At 60.9% G+C, this 20,164-nt stretch carries 16 protein-coding genes; 13 read left to right on the forward strand and 3 right to left on the reverse strand.

The features are described 5' to 3' along the window. The first annotated feature begins 38 nt into the window (after nucleotides 1-38). The 9 genes from GEV02_RS07585 to GEV02_RS07625 all read left to right on the forward strand — a co-directional run bounded on the left by GEV02_RS07585 (nucleotide 39) and on the right by GEV02_RS07625 (nucleotide 11,079). Nucleotides 39-809, forward strand: a complete 771-nt coding sequence (locus GEV02_RS07585; RefSeq protein ID WP_152837433.1) for a glycosyltransferase family 2 protein — start codon at nucleotides 39-41, stop codon at nucleotides 807-809. A gap of 30 nt (nucleotides 810-839) precedes the next feature. Then, complete coding sequence (locus GEV02_RS07590) at nucleotides 840-1,955, forward strand: DegT/DnrJ/EryC1/StrS family aminotransferase (RefSeq protein WP_152837434.1); 1,116 nt, start codon at nucleotides 840-842, stop codon at nucleotides 1,953-1,955. A 10-nt stretch (nucleotides 1,956-1,965) separates the two neighbouring features. After that, nucleotides 1,966-2,553 carry an acyltransferase gene (locus tag GEV02_RS07595; protein WP_152837435.1) on the forward strand — a complete coding sequence of 196 codons (588 nt, stop codon included), beginning with the start codon at nucleotides 1,966-1,968 and terminating at the stop codon, nucleotides 2,551-2,553. After that, on the forward strand, nucleotides 2,550-3,620 hold the full coding sequence (locus GEV02_RS07600; protein WP_152837436.1) for an acyltransferase family protein: 1,071 nt from the start codon (nucleotides 2,550-2,552) through the stop codon (nucleotides 3,618-3,620). The genes GEV02_RS07595 and GEV02_RS07600 overlap by 4 nt, the downstream gene beginning before the upstream one ends. Next, nucleotides 3,617-4,891, forward strand: coding sequence for a lipopolysaccharide biosynthesis protein (locus GEV02_RS07605; RefSeq protein WP_152837437.1), 1,275 nt, complete (start codon nucleotides 3,617-3,619; stop codon nucleotides 4,889-4,891). Before GEV02_RS07600 ends, GEV02_RS07605 begins: the two co-directional genes overlap by 4 nt. After that, entirely contained in the window at nucleotides 4,888-6,438 is a 1,551-nt protein-coding gene (locus GEV02_RS07610) for an O-antigen ligase family protein (protein ID WP_235922690.1), read from the forward strand. Before GEV02_RS07605 ends, GEV02_RS07610 begins: the two co-directional genes overlap by 4 nt. Continuing rightward, on the forward strand, nucleotides 6,435-7,466 hold the full coding sequence (locus GEV02_RS07615) for a glycosyltransferase family 2 protein (RefSeq protein WP_152837438.1): 1,032 nt from the start codon (nucleotides 6,435-6,437) through the stop codon (nucleotides 7,464-7,466). The genes GEV02_RS07610 and GEV02_RS07615 overlap by 4 nt, the downstream gene beginning before the upstream one ends. Nucleotides 7,467-7,534: 68 nt before the next feature. Then, the gene (locus GEV02_RS07620) at nucleotides 7,535-8,524 is read left to right on the forward strand and encodes a glycosyltransferase family 2 protein (RefSeq protein WP_328595750.1); all 990 of its coding nucleotides are present in this window, start codon (nucleotides 7,535-7,537) and stop codon (nucleotides 8,522-8,524) included. A 323-nt stretch (nucleotides 8,525-8,847) separates the two neighbouring features. Then, nucleotides 8,848-11,079 (forward strand): heparinase II/III domain-containing protein, encoded by a 2,232-nt coding sequence (locus GEV02_RS07625; RefSeq protein ID WP_235922691.1) that lies wholly within the window; start codon nucleotides 8,848-8,850, stop codon nucleotides 11,077-11,079. A 74-nt stretch (nucleotides 11,080-11,153) separates the two neighbouring features. Here the strand turns inward: GEV02_RS07625 and GEV02_RS07630 are convergent, their stop codons facing one another. The 3 genes from GEV02_RS07630 to GEV02_RS32785 are packed head-to-tail and all read right to left on the reverse strand — an operon-like array spanning nucleotide 11,154 to nucleotide 14,649. Next, nucleotides 11,154-12,230, reverse strand: coding sequence for a CapA family protein (locus GEV02_RS07630; RefSeq protein ID WP_152837440.1), 1,077 nt, complete (start codon nucleotides 12,228-12,230; stop codon nucleotides 11,154-11,156). Beyond that, nucleotides 12,227-13,306, reverse strand: a complete 1,080-nt coding sequence (locus GEV02_RS07635; RefSeq protein WP_174999009.1) for a glycosyltransferase family 4 protein — start codon at nucleotides 13,304-13,306, stop codon at nucleotides 12,227-12,229. Before GEV02_RS07635 ends, GEV02_RS07630 begins: the two co-directional genes overlap by 4 nt. Then, nucleotides 13,303-14,649 (reverse strand): phenylacetate--CoA ligase family protein, encoded by a 1,347-nt coding sequence (locus tag GEV02_RS32785; protein ID WP_174999011.1) that lies wholly within the window; start codon nucleotides 14,647-14,649, stop codon nucleotides 13,303-13,305. Before GEV02_RS32785 ends, GEV02_RS07635 begins: the two co-directional genes overlap by 4 nt. Before the next feature lie 262 nt (nucleotides 14,650-14,911). On the opposite strand from GEV02_RS32785, the gene GEV02_RS07640 reads away from it, so the two are divergent. From GEV02_RS07640 to GEV02_RS07655, 4 genes are all read left to right on the forward strand, one after another. Then, a complete protein-coding gene (locus tag GEV02_RS07640; RefSeq protein ID WP_152837442.1) occupies nucleotides 14,912-16,897 on the forward strand; it encodes a heparinase II/III family protein in 1,986 nt (661 codons plus the stop codon). An 89-nt stretch (nucleotides 16,898-16,986) separates the two neighbouring features. Then, the gene (gene wecB / locus GEV02_RS07645) at nucleotides 16,987-18,096 is read left to right on the forward strand and encodes a non-hydrolyzing UDP-N-acetylglucosamine 2-epimerase (RefSeq protein WP_152837443.1); all 1,110 of its coding nucleotides are present in this window, start codon (nucleotides 16,987-16,989) and stop codon (nucleotides 18,094-18,096) included. Further along, nucleotides 18,093-18,830, forward strand: a complete 738-nt coding sequence (locus GEV02_RS07650; protein WP_152837444.1) for a WecB/TagA/CpsF family glycosyltransferase — start codon at nucleotides 18,093-18,095, stop codon at nucleotides 18,828-18,830. Before wecB ends, GEV02_RS07650 begins: the two co-directional genes overlap by 4 nt. Before the next feature lie 35 nt (nucleotides 18,831-18,865). Continuing rightward, nucleotides 18,866-20,146 (forward strand): nucleotide sugar dehydrogenase, encoded by a 1,281-nt coding sequence (locus GEV02_RS07655; RefSeq protein ID WP_152837445.1) that lies wholly within the window; start codon nucleotides 18,866-18,868, stop codon nucleotides 20,144-20,146. Nucleotides 20,147-20,164 lie beyond the last annotated feature (18 nt).

Consider the following 20,164-nt stretch of genomic DNA (forward strand, 5'->3'; position numbering starts at 1 on the left):
CATCACGCGTACGCGCAAGCAGGGAGATTGTTTTGTTTATGTTGGCTAAGAAGGTATGGTCGCGTTGTCGTGAACCGATACGGTCGTTACGGGATCTCGGTTGGCGCGCGCGCGCCGATTTCCGCGCTGCGCGCCGTGGTAGCGATTACCAGGCCGCGTATGAGTTGCCGGAACCGCTGGTGACCGTCTGTGTCGCCACTTACAACCGCGGCGAATTGCTCACGAGTCGCTGCCTGAAGTCGCTGCTGGCGCAGGACTATCGCAATCTGCAGATCGTCGTCGTGGGCGATTGCTGCACCGACGACACCGCAGAACGGGTGGCCGCACTGGCTGACCCGCGCATCGAGTTCGTCAATCTGACCGAACGCGGGCAGTACCCGACCGAACCGAGGAAGCGCTGGATGGTCGCCGGCACGGTCGCCGTCAACCATGCGCTGTCGCTGGCGCGCGGTCAATTCATCACCCACCTCGACGACGACGATGAACACACGCCGGACCGCGTCAGCAAGCTCGTCGCGCTGATGAAGGCCAGCCGCGCCGACATCATCTGGCATCCATTCGATTTCGAGCGGGTGCCGGACGACTGGCAGGTCAACGAGGCGCCGCATTTCGCCGTCAACAACGTTTCGACCTCGTCGGTCTTCTATCACCGCTGGCTCAGGACTGTGCCCTGGGATATCAATGCCTGGCGTTACGATGAACCGGGGGACTGGAATCGTTTTCGCAAGATCCGTTTTCTTGGCGCGCGCACGGTGCGCGCGCCTGAGCGCCTACTCAAACATTATCGTGAGCGCAACCAGAAGGCTTGAACTGGTTGGCCTTTATCGGAGTTTTCACCAATGAAAAAAATCTTTGTCACCGAGCCGGCGATGCCGCCGCTGGACGAATTCATGCCTTATCTGGAGAAGATCTGGCAGAGCAAGTGGCTGACCAATGGCGGCCCGTTTCACCAGCAGCTGGAGCATGAGCTGGCGGAATACCTGGGCGTCAAGCACCTGGCCCTGTTCACCAACGCCACCATCGCGCTGGTCACGGCGCTGCAGGCGCTGCGCATTTCCGGCGAAGTCATCACGACGCCGTATTCGTTCGTCGCCACCGCCCATTCGCTGCTGTGGAACGGCATCAAGCCGGTGTTTGTCGATATCGACCCGCACACGTTCAACCTCGATCCGAAGAAGATCGAAGCGGCCATCACGCCTCAGACCACGGCCATCTTCCCGGTGCACGTCTATGGAACGCCCTGCAATGTCGAAGAGATTCAGCGCATCGCCGACGTCTATGGATTGAAAGTGATCTATGATGCGGCCCATGCGTTCGGCGTCAAGCACAACGGCGGCAGCGTGCTCAATTTCGGCGATTTGTCGGTGCTGAGTTTCCACGCCACCAAGGTCTTCAATACCTTCGAGGGCGGCGCCATCATTTGTCCGGACGCCAAGACCAAGCAGCGCATCGATCACCTGAAAAACTTCGGCATCGCCGATGAGGTCACCGTCGTCGCGCCCGGCATCAACGGCAAGATGAATGAAGTGCAGGCGGCGTTCGGCCTGCTGCAGCTCAAGCATGTCGACTCCAGCCTCGCCAAGCGCGCCGTGATCGCCAGCCGCTATCGGACCCAGCTTGCCGGCATCGCCGGCATCACGGTGCCCGAGGTGGCCGACCCGAGTTTGCAGAACAATTCCTACTTCCCGGTGTTTGTCGAGGCGGAGTATCCGATGAGCCGCGATGCGCTCTACACGGCGCTGCAAACCGAGAACATCATGACGCGCCGGTATTTCTATCCGCTCATCAGCGATTTCCCGATGTACCGCGGCCTGCCGTCGGCCCGCATCGACAACCTGCCGGTGGCGCGCCGCGTCGCCGACCGCGTGCTGTGCCTGCCGATCTACCCTGACTTGCCGCTGGACGATGTCGACCGTATCTGCGGCATCATGCGCTCGTGGGCGCAAGCCCGTTAAGGAGGTCGCCATGTCTTTTTTGAGCGATGAGGAAGTGGCCGCCCTGGGTCTGGGGCACGTCGGCAAGCAGGTGAGAATTTCCCGGCTGGCCTCCCTGCACAACCCGGCCAATATCCGTATCGGCGATCACTCGCGGATCGACGACTTCTGCGTGCTGTCGGCAGGGGGGGGCGGCATCGAGATCGGCCGCAACGTCCATATCGCCGTCTTCTGCAGCCTGATCGGCAAAGGGCGGATCAGCCTGGGCGACTTCGCCGGCCTGTCTTCGCGCGTGGCCGTGTATTCCAGCAATGACGACTACAGCGGCGCCTGCCTGACGGGGCCGACTGTCCCCGCCGCCTATTCGAACATCACCAGTGCGCCGGTCGTGCTGGGCCGGCACGTGATCATCGGCAGCGGCAGCGTGGTGCTGCCCGGGGTGACGGTGGGGGAGGGGGCCGCGATCGGCGCCCTGTCCCTGCTGCGCGCCGATTGCGACGCGTTTGGCATTTATGTGGGGGCGCCTGCGCGCAAGGTCAGGGAACGCGCGCGCGATCTGCTCGACAAGGAACAAGCGTATTTGCAAGATGAGCTCGCGTCGGCGGCATCGTCGCCATGACCGCTGTTTTGTTAAGCCGGCCGCCGAACAACTACAATCTCATACGTCTGGTCGCGGCATGGCTGGTGTTGTTTTCGCATAGTTACCATCTGCTGGGGCAGGGCGCAAGCGAGCCTTTGATGTGGCTGAGCGGCGGCCGCATGACCTTGGGCACGGTCGCGGTCGGCGTCTTCTTCACGATCAGCGGCTATCTGATCACGGCCAGCGCATATGCCCGCCCGCATTTTGGCGGCTTCCTGCTGGCGCGGTTGCGGCGCATCTTCCCGGCCCTGATCCTGGTGGTGCTGATCTGTGCCTTCCTCATCGGGCCGTGGTACAGCAGCCTGAGCCCGATAGCTTATTTTTCATCCGATGCCACCTATACCTATGTGATCCGCAACCTGACGCTCAAGCATCTGCAATTTGATTTGCCCGGGGTGTTCACCGCTAATCCCTATGGCACGGCGGTGAATGGTTCCTTGTGGACGCTGCCGATCGAGTTTGCCTTGTATTTGGCGACCGGTGGCGGCATTCTGGTGCTGAGGTTGATGCGCCAGGCCGACAAGATCATGTTGCCGCTGCTTTCGGTGGCCGTCGTGTGCTGCCTTGCCTGGATCCTGACTTTGCAGGGCAATCAGGCTGCCGCTTTGTTGCTGGTGCCCTACTTCCTGTTGGGGGCGATGTACCGGATAGCCCGTCAGCGCCTGCCTTTGCGGGGCGACTGGGTTGCTGTCCTGTTGCTGGTTTGCGCGCTGAGCCTGTGGCTGGGGTCGGCCTTGTTCCCCTTGTTCGCCTGCCTGTTCATCAGCTACGCCACCTTGTGGTTGGCGCGCCACCCGCGCTGGATCGCGGCGCTGAATACCGATGCCGTCGGCGATCTGTCATATGGTATTTACCTGTTTGCGTTTCCCATCCAGCAGTGCCTGGTGGCCAGCGGGCTCGCTGCCCAGCCGCTGTGGCTGTGCGCGCAGGCGACCATGCTGGTGCTGCCGGTCGCCTGGCTGAGTTGGCATCTGGTGGAACGGCGCTTCGCCGCCACGGCGAGCGCCGCCGTCAACGTGGCTGACTTGTCGGGGGCGCGGACATGAGCATGGTGCGGCGCATTTTGGGCATGAGCGTGGCGCGGGGATATGGCGTGATGCTGTCGCTGGCGACCTTGTTCGTTTCGGCGCGTATCCTGGGGCCGACGGGGCGGGGTGAATTCGCGGCGGCGATGGCTTGGGCCGCCCTGTTCGCGACACTCAGCAACCTGAGCCTTGGCCAAGCGTTGCAGCATCGTCTGCAGAGTTCGGAAAAGAAGATGGACCTGGGGGAGCAACTGGGAACCCTCGGTGGGCTGACGGTGTTGCTGTCCGTGGTGGCCCTCGGGAGCGCTGCTGCCCTGTACTGGTACACCGGCGGCTCGCTGTTCAAGGGCTTGGATGGCACGCTGCTGTTGTTGGCGATGGCCAGCGTGCCCTTGCTGACCTGGGAACAATTCGCTTCCAACATCCTCGCTGCCGCAGCCCGCACCGAACTGCTCAATCGAGCACAGTATGGCGGGCGCACGGCGGGGTTTCTGATATTTTTCCTGCTGGTCGTGTATTGGCGCTTCGGCGTCAACGGCGCGCTGGCCTCGCAATTGCTGGGTCAATTGCTGGTGGCGTTGATGGTGGGCTGGCCGTTGTGGAAGCTGGCTGGACGCTCGGTGCGTTGGGCGCAGCGGGAAGTGACGCCGTTATTGCGGTCCGGGACGCTGATTCACCTGACCACGGTGAGCGCTTTCCTGTTGGACCAGGTAAGTATCTTGTTGATTAATAATTATCTGGGAAAGCAAGATGTGGGCTACTACCAGTTGGCTCAGCAAATGGTGGGCTTGTTGTTGATCGTCCCGCAGAGCGCTCTGATGGTGATCTATGGCGGCTTGGCGGGCAGCAATCCTGACCAGTTCTGGCCTACCCAGCGCAGTGTGGCGAAAAAAGTGTTAGCGGCGCTTGCCGTCGTGGCATTGCTGGCTTATCTGCTGGCGCCGTTTGCGATCGGCTTGGTGGCCGGCCCCGCTTTTGCCCCCAGCGCGAAGATGTTCCAGGCCTTGTTGCCAACGGTGTTGGGTATCAGCCTGGCGCTGCTGATGACGCCGCAATGGATCAGCCGTGGCATGTTGAAAATGAATACTATATTAACTATTGTTGTCAGTGGGGTCGTGGTGCTGAGCAGCTCCTGGGTGATTCCACGCTACGGCGTGGATGGCGCGATCGGCGTCCGTCTGGCGGTGTATGCGGTTTGGGTGCCGCTGGCCCAGATGCTATTCTGGTGGTGGTGTAACAAGCGCGCCGATGCGGCGCACCTCAATGCGATGAGTAAAGGAGTGGAAGAATGAGGGCGCAGACTGTTTTACGGACCCGGCCGAACTATCTGGTCATCGGCCTGTTAGGCTTGATGGGGTTGTTGTTATGCCTGTTCAGCGGCCTGATGGCTGCGGTGATGCCACCTGGCACAGTGGTACGCTTGCTGTTCGTTCCGTTTGCGGTCATGGGATTGATCTTGCTGTGGATGATGCCGAAACGCGCCACCGCCCCCGATAATTTTCAGAATTTGCTGTTGGCGGGCTTGATAGTCCTGATCAATATTTGGCCCACGTACATTGTGTATCGGTTCGGCGGGCTGCCTTCGGTCAGTCCGACCAAATTAATGTGGCTGCTGTTGTTGGGGGTGGCCGGGATCAATCTGTTTTCCAGCACGGTGCCGATTGCCCGGCTTTCGCGCCGCTGCAAAGCCCATCCCTGGCTGATTTTCTGCGTGGTGTTCTTGCTTGCCTGGCGTGTCATCAGCTCCGCGACCGGTACGCAACCCGTGCCTCAGGTGTTGTCGCTGGCGTCCGAGATGATTACCTGCTACGCCATTTTCTTTGTGGCCCTGGCGACGCTGCGCGACGAGAAGGATGTGTTCCGTTTGTTGGCCCTGTTGCTGGCGACGGCCATCCTGCAAGGGGGGCTCGCGTCCTACGAATCGCTGGTCAAGCACACGCTGTTCGACAAATTCATTTCAGTCGGTTCGGAAGACTCGGCGACGATGATCGACATGCTCCGGGAAAAGTTTCGCGACGGACGTTATCGGGCCCAAGGCACGTTTGAACACCCGATGGTGCTGGCCGAGTTCATGGCCATGACGATTCCGCTGGCCGCGGTACTGTTCTTCAGCAGGAAGACCGGCCTGTGGCGATGGGCTTGCGCGGGCTTCATTCCGCTGGCCTTTGGCGTCATCGTTTTTTCGCGCAGCCGAGTGGGCATCGCGGTGCTGCTGGCGGCGCTGCTGATGGTGGGGGGCTTGTTGCTGTTGCCTCGGGGAAAAAATGGCGGGCGCAATGGCAGCAGTCTGACTTTGGTGATGGCGATGTTTATGTTGCCGGTCTTGTTGGTGGCCGCGTATTTCGCGCTGCACGAGGTGTCGTCGCTGGTGGCGGGGCGCAGCGCCGGCGAAGCGAGCAGCACAATGTCGCGCGTGCTGATGTTGACGCGCGGCGTGCCGTTGTTGGAGGCTAGCCCGTTCTTCGGCTATGGTAATGGCATGGGGGCTGTCAAACTGGGCTTCTTCGACGGCGTACGCTTCAATATCGACAACTATTTACTTGGTGTCGCGCTCGATTCCGGTGTGCCGGGCCTGTTGGCCTTTATTTTCATCTTTGCCGCCGGGGCTTGGCTTGGGTTGCGTCTGTATATGCAGCGTGCCGACCAAGCAGGGTTGGCCGCCGGGTTTATCGCCGTCTCCCTGGTGATATTGCTCGGGTGTAAAACGGTGCTGTCGATCTCTTCCGGTTTTACCCTGGCCTATGTATTGATTGCTGCCGTGATCGTTCTTTGTGAAACGCCGCCACCGGCGGACGTCGTCAAGAGCGCTGTCGGTTCGCCAGCGGCGGCGCTGCCATGAGCGCGCAAATCCGCCCTAAAGTCTGGATCGTTCTGGTCAATTGGAATGGCTGGCGGGACTCGATCGAGTGCCTGGAGAGCGTGTTTCGTCAAGACTATTCCAATTTTGGTGTCATCCTTTGCGACAATGATTCATCTGACGGGTCGCTGGCGGCCATTTGTGACTGGGCGCGCGGCGACGTTGCATATAGCCCGCCCACCGGGCCGTTGGCCCGGCTGACGACGCCGTCGCTGCCCAAGCCACTGCCTTACAGGTTGCTGGAGTCCGCCGCGCAGGCTCGGCTGGGTAAGGACAGCGCCGCGCTGCAGCTCGTGCCAACGGGGGGCAACCTTGGTTTCGCGGGAGGCAATAACGTTGGCATACGACTGGCGCTGACCGATCCGGACTGCGCTTATGTATGGTTGCTGAACAACGATACGGTTGTTGAACCCGATTGTTTAGGCCATATGGTCGACCGCGCCACAACGGCGCCGCGCGCCGGCATCACCGGATCGATTAACTATTTTTACAGCGACTCGGATCGCGTTCAAGCCTTGGGCGGCGGAACTTTTTCCCGCTACCGTGTTCGCTCGAGCCTGCACGCCTTCGGTCTGCAATCGGCGCAGTTGACGCCGGATGTGCGCGCCGCGGCGGAACAACGGCTGGACTGGGTCAGTGGCGCCTCGATGCTGGTGTCGCGCGCCTTCATCGAGCGCGTGGGGGAAATGGAGGAGCGCTATTTCCTATATTATGAGGAAATCGACTGGGCGCTGCGCGGGCATGCCGAATTCCGCAACGCCGTGGCGCTGGACGCCCGCCTGTACCACAAGGCCGGCAGTGCAACCGGTGAACATAGCGATAGCGCCTTTGCGGTCTATACCATGTGTCGCTCCCGTTTCAAGTTGTACCGGAAATTCATGCCCGTCTGGTTGCCCGCCTGTTATATGCGCACCGGGCGCGACATATTGGCGGCCGTCGTCAAAGGGCGCCGTGTCAATGCGCGCGCCATGTGGCGCGCCAGTGTCGACGATCTCCTGATGCGCAACTGATTTTTAACTTACTAAATTGTAGAAATATGCATTCTGGTCACCCTTCCACCGCACGCGACGGCGTAACCGTGAGTATTATCGTTAAAGCGCTCAACGAAGAAAAGCACATTGCCGCCTGCCTGGAATCGGCGTTGCAGGAGGTCCAGGGGGTGGACGCCGAAGTGATACTGGTGGACTCGCTGTCGACCGACCGCACCGTCGAAATCGCACGGGGCCTGCCGGTCAGGGTGGTGCAGTTTGTCTCCAGCTCGGACAGGAACTGTGGCGCGGCGCTGCAACTTGGATACCAGTATGCGCGGGGCGACTATATTTATGTGCTCGATGGCGATATGACGCTGGTGCCCGGCTTTATCCGTGCCGCCATGGATTACCTGGACGGACATCCGGACGTGGCGGGGGTGGGCGGCAAGCTGGTGGACAGCCAGGTGCTGAACCTGGCGGACAAATTACGCGTGGCCTACTACGACACGCTGTCGGAGGAGCAAGATGTTGCGGTCCTCGGCGGCGGCGGCTTGTATCGCCGGGTGGCTATTGAACAGGTCGGTTATCTGGCCAATCGCTGGTTGCCGGCGTTCGAAGAAGCGGAGCTCGGTGCGCGACTGTTGGCCAAACGCTGGCGTCTGGTGCGCTTGCCGCGTCCGGCTGTGACGCACTCGGGCCACAATGAAAATTCCTATCAGTTGCTCATGCGCCTGTGGCGTATCGGGCGGATTGAAGCCAGCGGAACGTTGCTGCGTGCGGCGTTCGGGCGGGACTGGTCGCGCCAGGCGCTGCGGGCGTGCTGGTTTGTGTTTGCTGCGCCGGTGATCTATCTGGCTGTCTTGCTATTGACGGGAATCGGCGTGCGCCTGGGCGCGCCGCCGGTGCCGACGCTGTTGGCTTCGCTCTTGGCGACCTGGGGCGGGGCCTGGGCCCTGCTGGCGTGGCGTAAGAAGGAGGGGCGGGAAGCGCTGCTTTCCCTGCTGGCCTGGCACTTGTACACGGCCGGTGCGTTGAGGGGCTTTGTCCGGCGGGTGCGCGATCCGGGCGAACCGATCGCCGCGCGGGTATTGAAATAGTTCCCGCCCTGGCGCCGCCGACGGGTGATGAAATTGTCTGTGCGGTAATGTTTTGATGTCGTTCAACGACAACGGTAATTTCCTGCTGGACATTTTCTGCCAGTCAGATAGAATTCTCGGTACTCCTTGCAATTGTATGCCAACACTTTCACGGTGATTGCGCGTAGAAAATTATCCATCCGACTGAAACAGGTGTAGCATCAGCTGACATGCCCGTCGCGCGCTATTGCGCAGCTATTCATGCCGTTCTTCCGTTGCTCGACTTGCTGCTCCCGAACTGGTTTTTTTTACGAGACCGTGTAATTCATCCTTAGAGGTATCTTATGAAACTCGGAACAGTTCCTTTGCTGCGTACCTTGCTGTTGCTGGCCTGCGCCGTCAGTGCGCCGAGTCGCGCCGACTGGGCGGCGTCGACCACCGCCTACGTCGTGCGGGCACAGCCAACCAATTCGCAAATCCAGGCGCAGAATCCGCCCGGCTTTACCTGGGCCATGCACTCGACCAAGCCAGCGAACTATGTCATCGAGATCACGCAAGCAGGCATGGCGCCGCAGACCTATACGGTGGGCCGCAATTGGTATTTGCCGAGCGCCACTCTGGCGGTCGGCAGTTATTCGTGGCGGGTGCGTCCTGCCTTGACGCAGGAATGGTCGACGCCGCGCACCTTCGTCATCGACGCCACCTCCAAGCCGTTCGTCGTACCCGATAATGCCGCCCTCAAAGCGCGCATCCTGGCCAAAGGGCACCCGCGGGCATTGCCACCGAGCGTGATGCCACGCAACAGCTGGAGCGCTGCCATGGTGGCGGATCGGGGTACCGGCCTGACGGACTTGATGGGAGGGGTTCAGCGCCGCATGACGGCCGTTCCCGTGTATAAGGATTCGGATTGGCCACTGATTACCAGCGGCGCTGCTACTGCGGCTGGCAATGTCCAGGTTTCCAATATTCGATGGGCAATGATGGATGTGACGCGCCAGGTCGAGGCATCTTCTTTGCTGTGGCGCATTACCGGGGATCGCGTCTATTTGAACGAGGCGATCAAGCGTGGCAATGAGCTCGCTGCGCTCAGCCCCTATGGTCCGACCAGCTATGAGAATGACGATCAGGAAGCGCGTCTGATTCCGCTGGCGTTGATGAAGTGCATCGATTTCCTGGGCAATGACTTGCCTGTGGCTACCAAGACGGCGTGGCTGAAGGTGGTGGAGCAGCGCATGGACGTCATGTATAAAGCCTTCAACACGCCGGACGGCGGTTTGGACCAGTTTCCTTTCGATTCCCATGGTGCGGTCGCCCAGGGTTATCTGGCATTGATCTCCACCCTGGCGTTGGGCGATATCCCGGCGGCGTCCACCTGGTTCGACTTTACGTTCCGCGCTTACATCAACAGCATCTCGCCATGGAGCGGGCCTGAAGGAGGTTTCGCCAACGGCACCTCGTACGCCCAGCACACTGCGCTGGCGTCGCTGACGTTGTGGCAGCCGCTGGCCGTGGCAACCGGCGTCAATCTGTTCGATAAGCCATGGTCGGCCGGCTTCCTGCAGTCGTTCATGCACTTCCAGCCGCCTGGTTCGGTCAATCACACGTTTGGCGACGAGCAGGAAACGGCGCCGGTGGCGACTGAATTGAAGGGCTACGCCTCGCGTTTTGCTACGCCGGAGGCGGCATGGTATGTCAAGAACCTGGTCGGGGATGAAGATCCGCTGACGGTGTTGCAGGCGCCTTACCCGTTGCCGGTCGCGTCGGTATCGAAAACCGCCGTGCCTTCCAATGGCGCGCTTTACCCGAGTATCGGCTGGGTGGCCATGCACAGCGATATTTCAGATCGCGCCCGCACCTCCGCTTACTTCAAGTCCAGTCCCTATGGTTCCTATAACCACAGCCATGGCGACCAGAACAGTTTGGTCATCAGCAGCGGCGGCCGCCGCCTGTTGATTGAGTCCGGGTGGTACGACTGGTATGGGTCGCCGCTGTGGAATGACTGGTATCGTCAAACCAAGGCCCACAATGCGATCACCTTTGATGGCGGTAAAGGACAGGCGCTGGATTCTTACAATGTTCAACTGACGCGCAATGGCAAGATCACGTCGTTTGCTTCCACGCCCGGGCTCGATTATGCGGAAGGCGATGCCACCGCCGCATACGATGGTGCGTTGACCACCGCGCGGCGGCAAATCTGGTACCTGCGGGCGCAGGACGCTTTCGTCGTGCTGGATAAGCTGGAAGCGCCGTTGCCGCACGTGTTTGAATGGAATATGCATGCGCCGGCAGTGATGGCGGTTGATGCCGCCACCAAGGTGGTAAAAATCACTAACGTTGATCGTTCGCTGTGTATCCGGCCGGTCACCACGGACATCACCTATGCTCCGAGGGTGGGCGCACCGCCCAAGCCTGGTACTGTCGAAGACCACGGCGCCTATGTCAGAGCGTCGGCCAAGACCGGCGAGTTCTTGATCGTGCTCGATGTCGGATGTAAGAATCCCAAACTGACGTTGACCGTAAATCCGACCGGGCGTGTATTGACGGTGGGGGCGATGTCGGTGACGTTGCCGAAATAAGGCGCAATGCTAGTGAAACGGCTCCCGAACCGCCAGGTTCCGGGAGCCGTTTTTGCGATGGCCCGGCGTTTGCGTCACCAGTTGTATGGCGTATGCAGGCCGCTGCGCATTGCCGCTTTGCGCAACAGCGACTTCGCCCGAAGAAATGCGAATTTAAGTCCGGAATCTATCCGGCCCCAGCCGCGGTAGCTCCAGAAAACCGGGCCGGCGCGCTTGACCGCGGCGCGCTTTTGTTGCGCGGCGAACCATGCGCGGTATGCGCTGTCGCTGAAGCCGGCAAATGGGGTCCGGCGCTGCAGTTCGGCGTCGTCGGCAGCCGCGCAACTGCGCACCAGGCGCACCTTTCCTTGAGCGATGTCGTACTGCAGCCAATGGGCGATCAAGCTGTCGCCTTGCTGTTCGAGCATGAGCTGCTCGCATACCGCCGGGGTTTTGTAGTGCAGGCGGCGGCCCCGGTATTCCACTTGGGGCAGTAAAAGATTGCCCAGCGAGTAAGCGATGACGCCGCTGCCGTAGGCTTCCACGCCCTGCACCACATGCGGATGATGGCCGATGACCAGGTCGACGCCTGCGTCGATCGCCTGGCGTGCCCATTCACGGTCCGCTGGCTGGGGCAGCGTCGCCAATTCATAACCCCAGTGCATGAATGCGATCAATGTCGCCTGGGGAAAGTCTTTGCGCAGAACGGCCAGCAGCTGCAGCGCTGCCGGCGCATCGAACAGCATCGCTTGGTCGCCGGCACCGCCGGTCCGCGGTTCCGGCAATGGCGAACAGGCACCAAAGACTACATAATGCCGGGATCCGGCATGGAATTGGCACCAGGGCTGCACACGGGTGCCAAATAGCGCGATATTGCGTTCGGCGAGCATCTGCTTGCTGGTGTCAATCCCGCCGACATAGTCCGAGATATGGTTGTTGGCCAAGCCGCAAGCCACGACATTGAGCCGCTCGAGCGTGTCCAGCACCGACGGGTGGGAATACAGGTTGAATTTATAGCGGTTATGCACGGCTTGCTGCTCGGCCGGGCCGGCCACGACACCGCCTTCCAGGTTGGCGACCAGGCGCCCGCGGGCGCACAGGTCCTTGAGCGCGTCATAGTCGATGCTGTCAGTTTCCGGCCAGGCCAGGTCGCCTGCAAATAATATGGTCATACGGGAGCTTTCATGAGGTCGACATAGGCCGTATGCAGCCGTGCAATCGCCTGTTCGGTAGAGTAGAGTTCTTTGGTGCGCGCTGCCGCCCGCTGCGACAGCGTGCTCCAGCTGCCTGCGTTCCACGCGGCCTCGATGGCATCCGCATATTGCGCGGCCTCCGCAGCGAGCGGCAGCACCAGGCCGGCGTCACCGATGACGGACCGGTTAAAACCATTGTCAGTGGCGACGGGAACGCAACCCATGGCCATCGCTTCGGTCAGCGCGTTGGAATGCCCCTCGCCGCTGTGCCGGGTCGGGAACAGGAACCATTGGCTGCGCCCGAGTTGTGTCAAGACGGCGTCGGACTGGAGTGAACCCAGCCACTCGGCTTGCGGATAGGCGGCGCGCAAGCGCTGCATCAACGCCGCCGGACCGTTGCCGGCGATGGCGATCTGGCAGGCGAGGCCACGTTGTTGCAGCAGTTGCGCGGTTTGCAAAGCTGTCTCCACGCCTTTCTCCACCGTGATGCGGCCTACGTAGATCATCCGCAAGGTTGCGTCGGCCTGGTCGGCTTGACGCGCCGGCATGCCAGTCGCCTTGATGTGGTTGGGCAGATAGAAGGCGGGACGGCCGGTGACCTGTTGTACGAAGGGCTGGTAGTCGACCCCCTCGACCATCACCTGGTCCGCGCTGAGCAATACTTTCCGGAACAGCCAGCGATATAGCGGTCCCAGCCGGGCATAGTGGCGGTGCATGGAGCCGGCGCGGATATCGTAGATGGTGCGCAGGCCGCGCCGGCGGGCCAGCCGCAGCAACAGCAGCTCAGGCAGGGCGAAATGTTTATAGAGTCCCGTCAGGTGAAAAATCTCCCCCGGCGTCCGGTTGAGTTGGCGCGACAAGCGAAGAAAGCCGCGCAGGTAGCCGCTCAGCTTGGCCCATGCGCCCCCTTGCGGCTGCGGAAAGCGCAACTCGTGGACGGTCAGGCCGCGCAGGCGCAGCGCTTCGATGGTGCGGCTGTTGCAGGCTTCATAGCCGCCGGCCGCTGCCACGCCCGGTAACGCAATCGGGCCACATAGCAAGACGACCGGGCTCATCGGAAAGCCTTGGCGCCGGACCACTCTTGCGCCACCCACTTGAATTTGCCGCTGGCCTGAAGGGGGATCTGCTCCATCCGACGTACCGCCACATCGACCCGGGGGCTGACGGAGTCGCGGAAGTTTTGCAGCAATCGTTGCTCGTCGGCCATGCCGAAGCCGGCCTCTGGCACCACGCGCACTTCCCATTGCCCCGGCCCCACTTGCGCGACCTGGGTGCGCTTGATATTGCTCAGGGATTTGAGCGCGAAGGTAATAATGGACGCGCTGACGGCTACATTGTCGAGGTCATACAGCTGGTCCTCGACTTTCCCGGACGAGAGCTCGATACGCGGATAGCTGCGGCCACAAGGGCAGTCGCCGGGCACCCAGCGGGCGCGATCGGCGATGCGGTAACGCAGCAGCGGCATGACGTGGTTGTGCAAGGTTGTGCCCACAACAAAGCCGAAATCGTCGGTGGGCTGGTCTTGTTCATCCAGGATTTCGACCCATGAATATTCCGGATTGACGTGGTAAGCGCCATGTTCGCACTGGGCGGCAAAGGCGATGCGCTCTGCCATGCCGTAAAAGTCGAATACGCGGCAGCCGAAACTGCGTTCAATCTGCTCGCGCTGGGAGGCGTAGACAGGTTCAGACCCGGTAACGACTGCACGCAGGCGCAGCGGGTGGTTCAACTGTTCGGCGGCGCGCGCCAGTTCGTAAGCCGATGACGGATAGGCGCGTAGCAGGGCGACGTCGCAGGAGCCGATCTGATCGAGCATGGCGCGGGCGTTCTGCTGGTTTAAATGGCGCGTGGACAAAAAGAGTTGCCGGCCGAAACGGTCCCAGCGCCAGAACGGCGGTCGCTGCTGGCGAATATCGGCGACTTCGTCGCCGCGCAGCACGGCCTGGCGATGGCCCGGACGAAAACCAGCCCAGGACCAGAATTGTATTTGAAATGCTTCCTCCCAGATGACGGAGGCGATGCTGCGGAAGACTTCGAGCGGCGAGCCGGAGGTGCCGCTGGTCTTGCCCGATGGCCACCATGGGCGGCGCTGCCCGCCATGCGGATAATAAGCGGCGCGCTCGGCCAATAAGTCCGGCTTGCTGATCACCGGATAGTGCTGGCGCACCCAGGCAAAGACATCGGCCTCGGCTGGCGGCAGCGGCAAGGCGGCGTAGCGCGGCAACCGGGCGGCACTTGCCAGGGTGGCGCGCAGCAGTCGCGCCTGGCGCGCACGCAATTGTGCTGAGGGCATGCGCTCACGACTAATCAGACCACGCGCCTGCTGCAGCGCATAAGGATTGCGCCGGACTAGTTGCCGGAAAAGAAATAAGGCGTGTTTCGATGCGGGAATGAGCATACGGGGTGTTCTCGGAAAAGGCGGTGTGCAGGTGGGGTGGCGAATGGAGCGATCAGCTGTCCAACGTTGACGGATATGAAATATCGACCCGCAGGAACTATAGCCGCATCTTTGCTGATCCGTCAATTGCGCACGGTAGCGCAGCTTCAACCGGACTTCGCTCCTACGCTGCAATGCGGTATCATCATGGAGTTGTACCCTTGTTAATTAAACCCTGCGTGCCCGCGACGGCGCGCGCGATACAGGAATGGAATCGTAAGACATGACATCGCTGGCTTGGAAAGTGAACCGCCTGAGACTCATGGGCTTGGCGGAGATCGCCTGGCGCGTCAAGCAGGCGGTCAGCATGAAGGCCGGCGGCTTGGGTTTCGGGTTGGCGCTACGTCCGCCGGCGCCTGATCTGGATCGTTCCGGCGCCCGCTTCGTTGCGCAGCCGCCGGCAATGATCGACAGTGCTACCGTGTGCACCGCAGCCGAGCGCATTCTGGCGGGACAGTGGGACGTGTTTGCTCTGCGCGGCGCCCCGCTGGGTTTTCCGCCGCAATGGAACCGCGATCCGAAGACCGGCACCGTCGCGCCTATGATCTCCGGAAAGCTGATCAATTACCGTAGTGAACAGCAAGTAGGCAACATCAAATATTTGTGGGAGCCGAATCGCCATCTGGAGTTGGTCACGCTCGCCCAGGCCTGGCGCCTGAGCGGCGATGAGCGTTATCGCGATGGCGTGCGCACCTTGTTGCAGTCCTGGTTCGATCAGTGCCCCTATCCGCAAGGCGTACATTGGAGCAGTGCTTTGGAACTGGCGGTGCGCCTGCTGAACTGGGCGTTCGCCTGGGACTTATTGGGCGGGATGTCGTCGGCCTTGTTCGATGGCGTCGACGGCCAGCGTTTCCTGCGCCAGTGGCTCGATGTGATTTACCAGCATTGTGACTTCATCCAAGGGTACTTTTCCCGTCATTCGTCGGCCAATAACCACCTGTTTGGCGAGTATGCGGGTTTGTTCGTCGCCAGCGTGACCTGGCCGCAGTGGCCGCAGAGTGCGCGCTGGCAGGCAATGGCGCTGCGCGGGCTGGAGCGCGAGGCCCAGCTGCAAAACTGTCCGGATGGGGTCAACCGTGAGCAGGCCGTCTATTATCAACACGAAGTGATGGACATGATGTTGCTGTGCTTGCTCGTAGGGCGCGCAAACGGCATCAAGTTCAGTCCGGCCTATACGCAGCAGCTGGAGCGGCTGGCGGAGTTCCTGGCGGCGTTGCTCGACGCTGGGGGGCATATGCCGATGATCGGTGACGGCGACGACGCCTTGATGGTGCGTCTGGCGCATCAGCCTGGATGGTCGCCGTTTTGCTCTTTGCTGGCCAGTTGCGCATTGTTGTTTGAACGCGCCGATTTCAAGCGCCAAGCCGGCCGGTTCGATGAGAAGACTGCGTGGCTGTTCGGCGCCGCAGGGGCTGCCCTCTGGGAAGACTTGCCGGTCGTCGATGCTGCGCCGCCGAGGCTGGCGTTTCCTGACGGCGGCTATTTTTTGCTGGGCCATCGCTTCGGCCGGGCGGATGAAGTCCGGCTGGTGATGGACTGTGCACCGCTGGGCTATTTGTCGATTGCCGCCCACGGCCATGCCGATGCGCTGGCGATCTTGCTGTCGTTGGGTGGCGAGGAATTCCTGATCGACCCGGGGACCTATACCTACCGCGCCGAATCGGGATGGCGCGACTATTTCCGCAGTACGGCGGCGCACAATACCCTGTCCATCGATGACTGCGACCAGTCTGTCATAGGCGGTAATTTCATGTGGCTGAAGAAAGCGCGGGCGCGACTGTTGGCGCACAGCGCGGAGGGCGCGCTCCAGGTCGTGGAAGGGGAGCATGACGGGTATGCCCGCCTCGCCGATCCGGTTATGCACAGGCGAAAGGTTGAGCTGGATACACAAGCCAATTGTATCGTCGTGACCGATACCGTGAGTTGTGCTGCTCGGCATCGGGTGCGGCTGCACTGGCATTTCTCCGAGCATTGTCAGGTGGCCCTGCATGACGGGCGGGCCGAGGCGTTGGGGCAGCGTTCCAGCCTGCGCCTGCATTGCGAGGGGGCCGAGATGGCGGTGCTGCGCGGCGGCGCCGAGCCCGGACCCGGTTGGATATCGCGCCGCTATGACCGGAAGGTCCCGACCGCGACAGTCGCGTGCAGCGTTGCGGTGCATGGTACGACGACAATACGTACCGTCATCACGTTTCAACCGCTGCCCGGCTAGCACGGCGAAGCGAAGGGGATGTCGCGCGCGGCACTCTCAGGGTAAAATAGATGTATTTATGTAAATTTCATATCACGAAGGTTTGATCCATGCCGACACTTTATCTGGTTGCAGGTGCCCGTCCCAATTTCATGAAAATTGCGCCTATTGTGCGTGCCCTGCAAGCGCATGGGAGCATTGAATTCCGTATTATCCACACCGGTCAGCATTACGACCGCGACATGAATGACGTTTTTTTTGAAGAACTCGGCATTCCCGCCCCGGATGTTTTCATGGCGGCGGGCGGCGGCAGCCACGCACAACAGACCGCCAAGATCATGCTGGCGTTCGAGGAATTGTGCCTGGCCCAGCGTCCGGACGCGGTGCTGGTGGTCGGTGACGTCAATTCCACCTTGGCGTGTTCCATTGTCGCCAAGAAGTTGAATATTCCGGTGGCCCACGTGGAGGCTGGCTTGCGCAGCGGCGACATGAGCATGCCGGAAGAGATCAACCGTCTGGTCACCGACAGCATTTCCGATTGGTTCTTTGTTACCGAACCGAGCGCGGTGACCCATCTTCAGCGCGAGGGGAAAGCGGCGTCCGCCATCCATTATGTCGGCCACGTGATGGTCGATAACGTCCTTTACCAGGCTGAAAAGCTGCGTCATGCGGAGTCCGGCAGCTACGACACCAATGCCTTCAAGACCGCGCACAGCGGTGCCGGGCAGCGCTACGGTGTCGTCACGCTGCACCGCCCGAGCAACGTCGATGACCAGCCTATGATGATGCAGCTGGCGCAGGCGTTGCGGACGATCGCCGTTGACCTGCCGCTGATTTTCCCGGTGCACCCGCGCACCCGCGCCAACCTGGAGAAGTTCGGCATCGATCTTGGCGAGCGCATTACCCTGGTCGGGCCGCAAGGCTATATGGCCTTCCTCAACCTGTGGAAGGACGCGGCGCTGGTGCTGACCGACAGTGGCGGCCTGCAGGAAGAAACCACTGCGCTGGGCGTGCCCTGCCTGACGTTGCGCGAAAATACCGAGCGGCCCGTGACCGTGGATGAAGGTTCCAATGTCCTCACGGGTACCGATCCCGATACCATCATCGCCGAAGCGCGCAAAATTCTGCGCGGCGAGGGCAAGCAGGGACGGCGACCGCATCTTTGGGATGGCCGCGCGGCCGAGCGTATCGTCGCCATCCTGGCCGGGGAGATGGCATGAGCGAACGGATTACCATGATGGGTTGTCAAATTGATAATTTGACGATGGAGGACACCCTGCAGCGCGTCGAGGGCTTTATTCAAACCGGCTTGCCGCATCAGCATGTGGTGGTCAACGTGGACAAGTTGGTCAAGGCGGATCGCGATCCGGAGTTGCGCCGTATTATTAACGAGTGCGCGTTGATCAATGTCGACGGCATGCCCGTGGTCTGGGCCTCGCGCCTGCTGGGCAAGCCGCTCAAGGAGCGCGTTGCCGGCGTTGATTTGTTTGAAGCCTTGATGGAGCGTTCCGCGCAAAAGGGGTGGCGAGTCTATTTGTTGGGCGCGCGCGAGGAGGTGGTCTCGGCGGTCAAGCAAACCTACGAGCGCAAATACCCCGGCCTGGTGGTGGCGGGATACCGCAATGGCTATTGGCGTCCGGAGGAGGAGGCCGGCGTGGTGCAACACATCCAGGAGGCCCGGGCCGACTTGCTGTTTGTCGCGATCAGCTCGCCGAAAAAGGAACAGTTCCTCGGTCAGTACCAGGCGCAGATGAAGGTGCCGTTTGCCATGGGCGTGGGCGGCACGTTTGATGTCGCTGTGGGACGCGTCAAGCGCGCACCCGTATGGATGCAGAAATCTGGTCTGGAATGGTTCTACCGTTTTTTGCAGGAACCGCGCCGCATGTTTCGCCGCTATTTTATTGAAGACATGGCATTTATCAAATTGCTGCTGAAAGAAGCCAGTCGTCGTTAAGGCGGCGGTATTATTCATTTTTTGACGAGGGTGGTATGACGATTATTGCTGTGATTGGTCTGGGTTATGTGGGTTTGCCCCTGGTCGTGGAGTTTGGGAGGCGTGCGCGCACTATTGGTTTTGACATCGTGACGGCCAAGGTCGACAGTTGCCGCCGCGGCGTGGATCCGTCGCGGGAGCTCAGCGACGCGCAAATGGCGGCGGCGACATTTGCGGAATATTCGGATGATCCGGCTATTTTGGCCGAAGCCGATATCATTATCGTGGCCGTGCCGACGCCGGTCGATTTTGCCCATAATCCAGATTTCACACCGCTGATCGGCGCCAGCAACAGCGTTGGCAAGCATATGAAAAAGGGCGCGACCGTAGTCTACGAATCGACCGTTTACCCGGGCGCGACCGAAGAAATCTGCATTCCCGTTCTGGAGCGGGCCTCGGGCATGAAATGGAAGCAGGACTTTTACGTGGGCTACTCGCCGGAGCGCATCAATCCCGGCGATCGCCAGCACATGTTGACGAATGTGATCAAGGTGGTGTCGGGCGACACCCCGCAGACCCTGGAACGGGTGGCGGCGATGTATGAGCAGATCGTCGAGCCAGGCGTGCATCGTTGTTCCAGCATTAAAGCGGCTGAGGCGTGCAAAGTCATCGAGAATACCCAGCGCGACCTGAACATTGCGTTGATGAACGAGCTTGCGATTATTTTCGACAAGATCGGCATCGATACGTCGGAAGTGCTGAAGGCGGCGGGGACCAAATGGAATTTCCTGCGGTTCAGCCCGGGTTTGGTCGGCGGACACTGTATCGGTGTCGATCCCTACTATCTGACCCACAAGGCCGAGACGCTGGGTTACCACCCGCAGGTGATTCTGGCCGGCCGCCGCATCAATGACGGCATGGGCAAATATATTGCCGAGCAGACGATCAAGAATATGATCGCCGCCGGTAGCTATATCAAAGGCGCGCGCGTCAATGTGCTGGGCCTGACGTTTAAGGAGGACTGCGCCGACTTGCGTAATTCCAAGGTGGGCGACGTGATCAACGAATTGAAGACGTATGGCGTCGAGGTGTTTGTGCACGATCCTTACGCCGACCCGGAAGAGGCAATGCATGAGTACGGCGTCCGTCTGTTCGCGTGGGACGAACTGCCGCGGGCGGATGCCATCGTGGCGGCGGTTTCGCATCAGGCACTGTTGAGCTTGCCTGTCGAGGACTTGCAGAAGAAACTGATCAAGGGCGGCTGCTTCGTGGATGTCAAAGCCGCCTTCCCGCAGGACGCGCTGACGGCTGCGGGCATCAAAGTCTGGCGACTGTAATCCGTGACGATGCAATCA

This window comes from Rugamonas aquatica (assembly GCF_009380215.1).
GTDB lineage: Bacteria > Pseudomonadota > Gammaproteobacteria > Burkholderiales > Burkholderiaceae_D > Rugamonas > Rugamonas aquatica_B.

What these genes read in the sequence shown, in the direction of transcription:
- GEV02_RS07585 (WP_152837433.1), top strand. Translation starts at nt 39, where the DNA reads ATGTTGGCTAAGAAGGTATGGTCGCGTTGTCGTGAACCGATACGGTCG.
- GEV02_RS07590 (WP_152837434.1), top strand. Translation starts at nt 840, where the DNA reads ATGAAAAAAATCTTTGTCACCGAGCCGGCGATGCCGCCGCTGGACGAA.
- GEV02_RS07595 (WP_152837435.1), top strand. Translation starts at nt 1,966, where the DNA reads ATGTCTTTTTTGAGCGATGAGGAAGTGGCCGCCCTGGGTCTGGGGCAC.
- GEV02_RS07600 (WP_152837436.1), top strand. Translation starts at nt 2,550, where the DNA reads ATGACCGCTGTTTTGTTAAGCCGGCCGCCGAACAACTACAATCTCATA.
- GEV02_RS07605 (WP_152837437.1), top strand. Translation starts at nt 3,617, where the DNA reads ATGAGCATGGTGCGGCGCATTTTGGGCATGAGCGTGGCGCGGGGATAT.
- GEV02_RS07610 (WP_235922690.1), top strand. Translation starts at nt 4,888, where the DNA reads ATGAGGGCGCAGACTGTTTTACGGACCCGGCCGAACTATCTGGTCATC.
- GEV02_RS07615 (WP_152837438.1), top strand. Translation starts at nt 6,435, where the DNA reads ATGAGCGCGCAAATCCGCCCTAAAGTCTGGATCGTTCTGGTCAATTGG.
- GEV02_RS07625 (WP_235922691.1), top strand. Translation starts at nt 8,848, where the DNA reads ATGAAACTCGGAACAGTTCCTTTGCTGCGTACCTTGCTGTTGCTGGCC.
- GEV02_RS07630 (WP_152837440.1), bottom strand. Translation starts at nt 12,230, where the DNA reads ATGACCATATTATTTGCAGGCGACCTGGCCTGGCCGGAAACTGACAGC.
- GEV02_RS07635 (WP_174999009.1), bottom strand. Translation starts at nt 13,306, where the DNA reads ATGAGCCCGGTCGTCTTGCTATGTGGCCCGATTGCGTTACCGGGCGTG.
- GEV02_RS32785 (WP_174999011.1), bottom strand. Translation starts at nt 14,649, where the DNA reads ATGCTCATTCCCGCATCGAAACACGCCTTATTTCTTTTCCGGCAACTA.
- GEV02_RS07640 (WP_152837442.1), top strand. Translation starts at nt 14,912, where the DNA reads ATGACATCGCTGGCTTGGAAAGTGAACCGCCTGAGACTCATGGGCTTG.
- wecB (WP_152837443.1), top strand. Translation starts at nt 16,987, where the DNA reads ATGCCGACACTTTATCTGGTTGCAGGTGCCCGTCCCAATTTCATGAAA.
- GEV02_RS07650 (WP_152837444.1), top strand. Translation starts at nt 18,093, where the DNA reads ATGAGCGAACGGATTACCATGATGGGTTGTCAAATTGATAATTTGACG.
- GEV02_RS07655 (WP_152837445.1), top strand. Translation starts at nt 18,866, where the DNA reads ATGACGATTATTGCTGTGATTGGTCTGGGTTATGTGGGTTTGCCCCTG.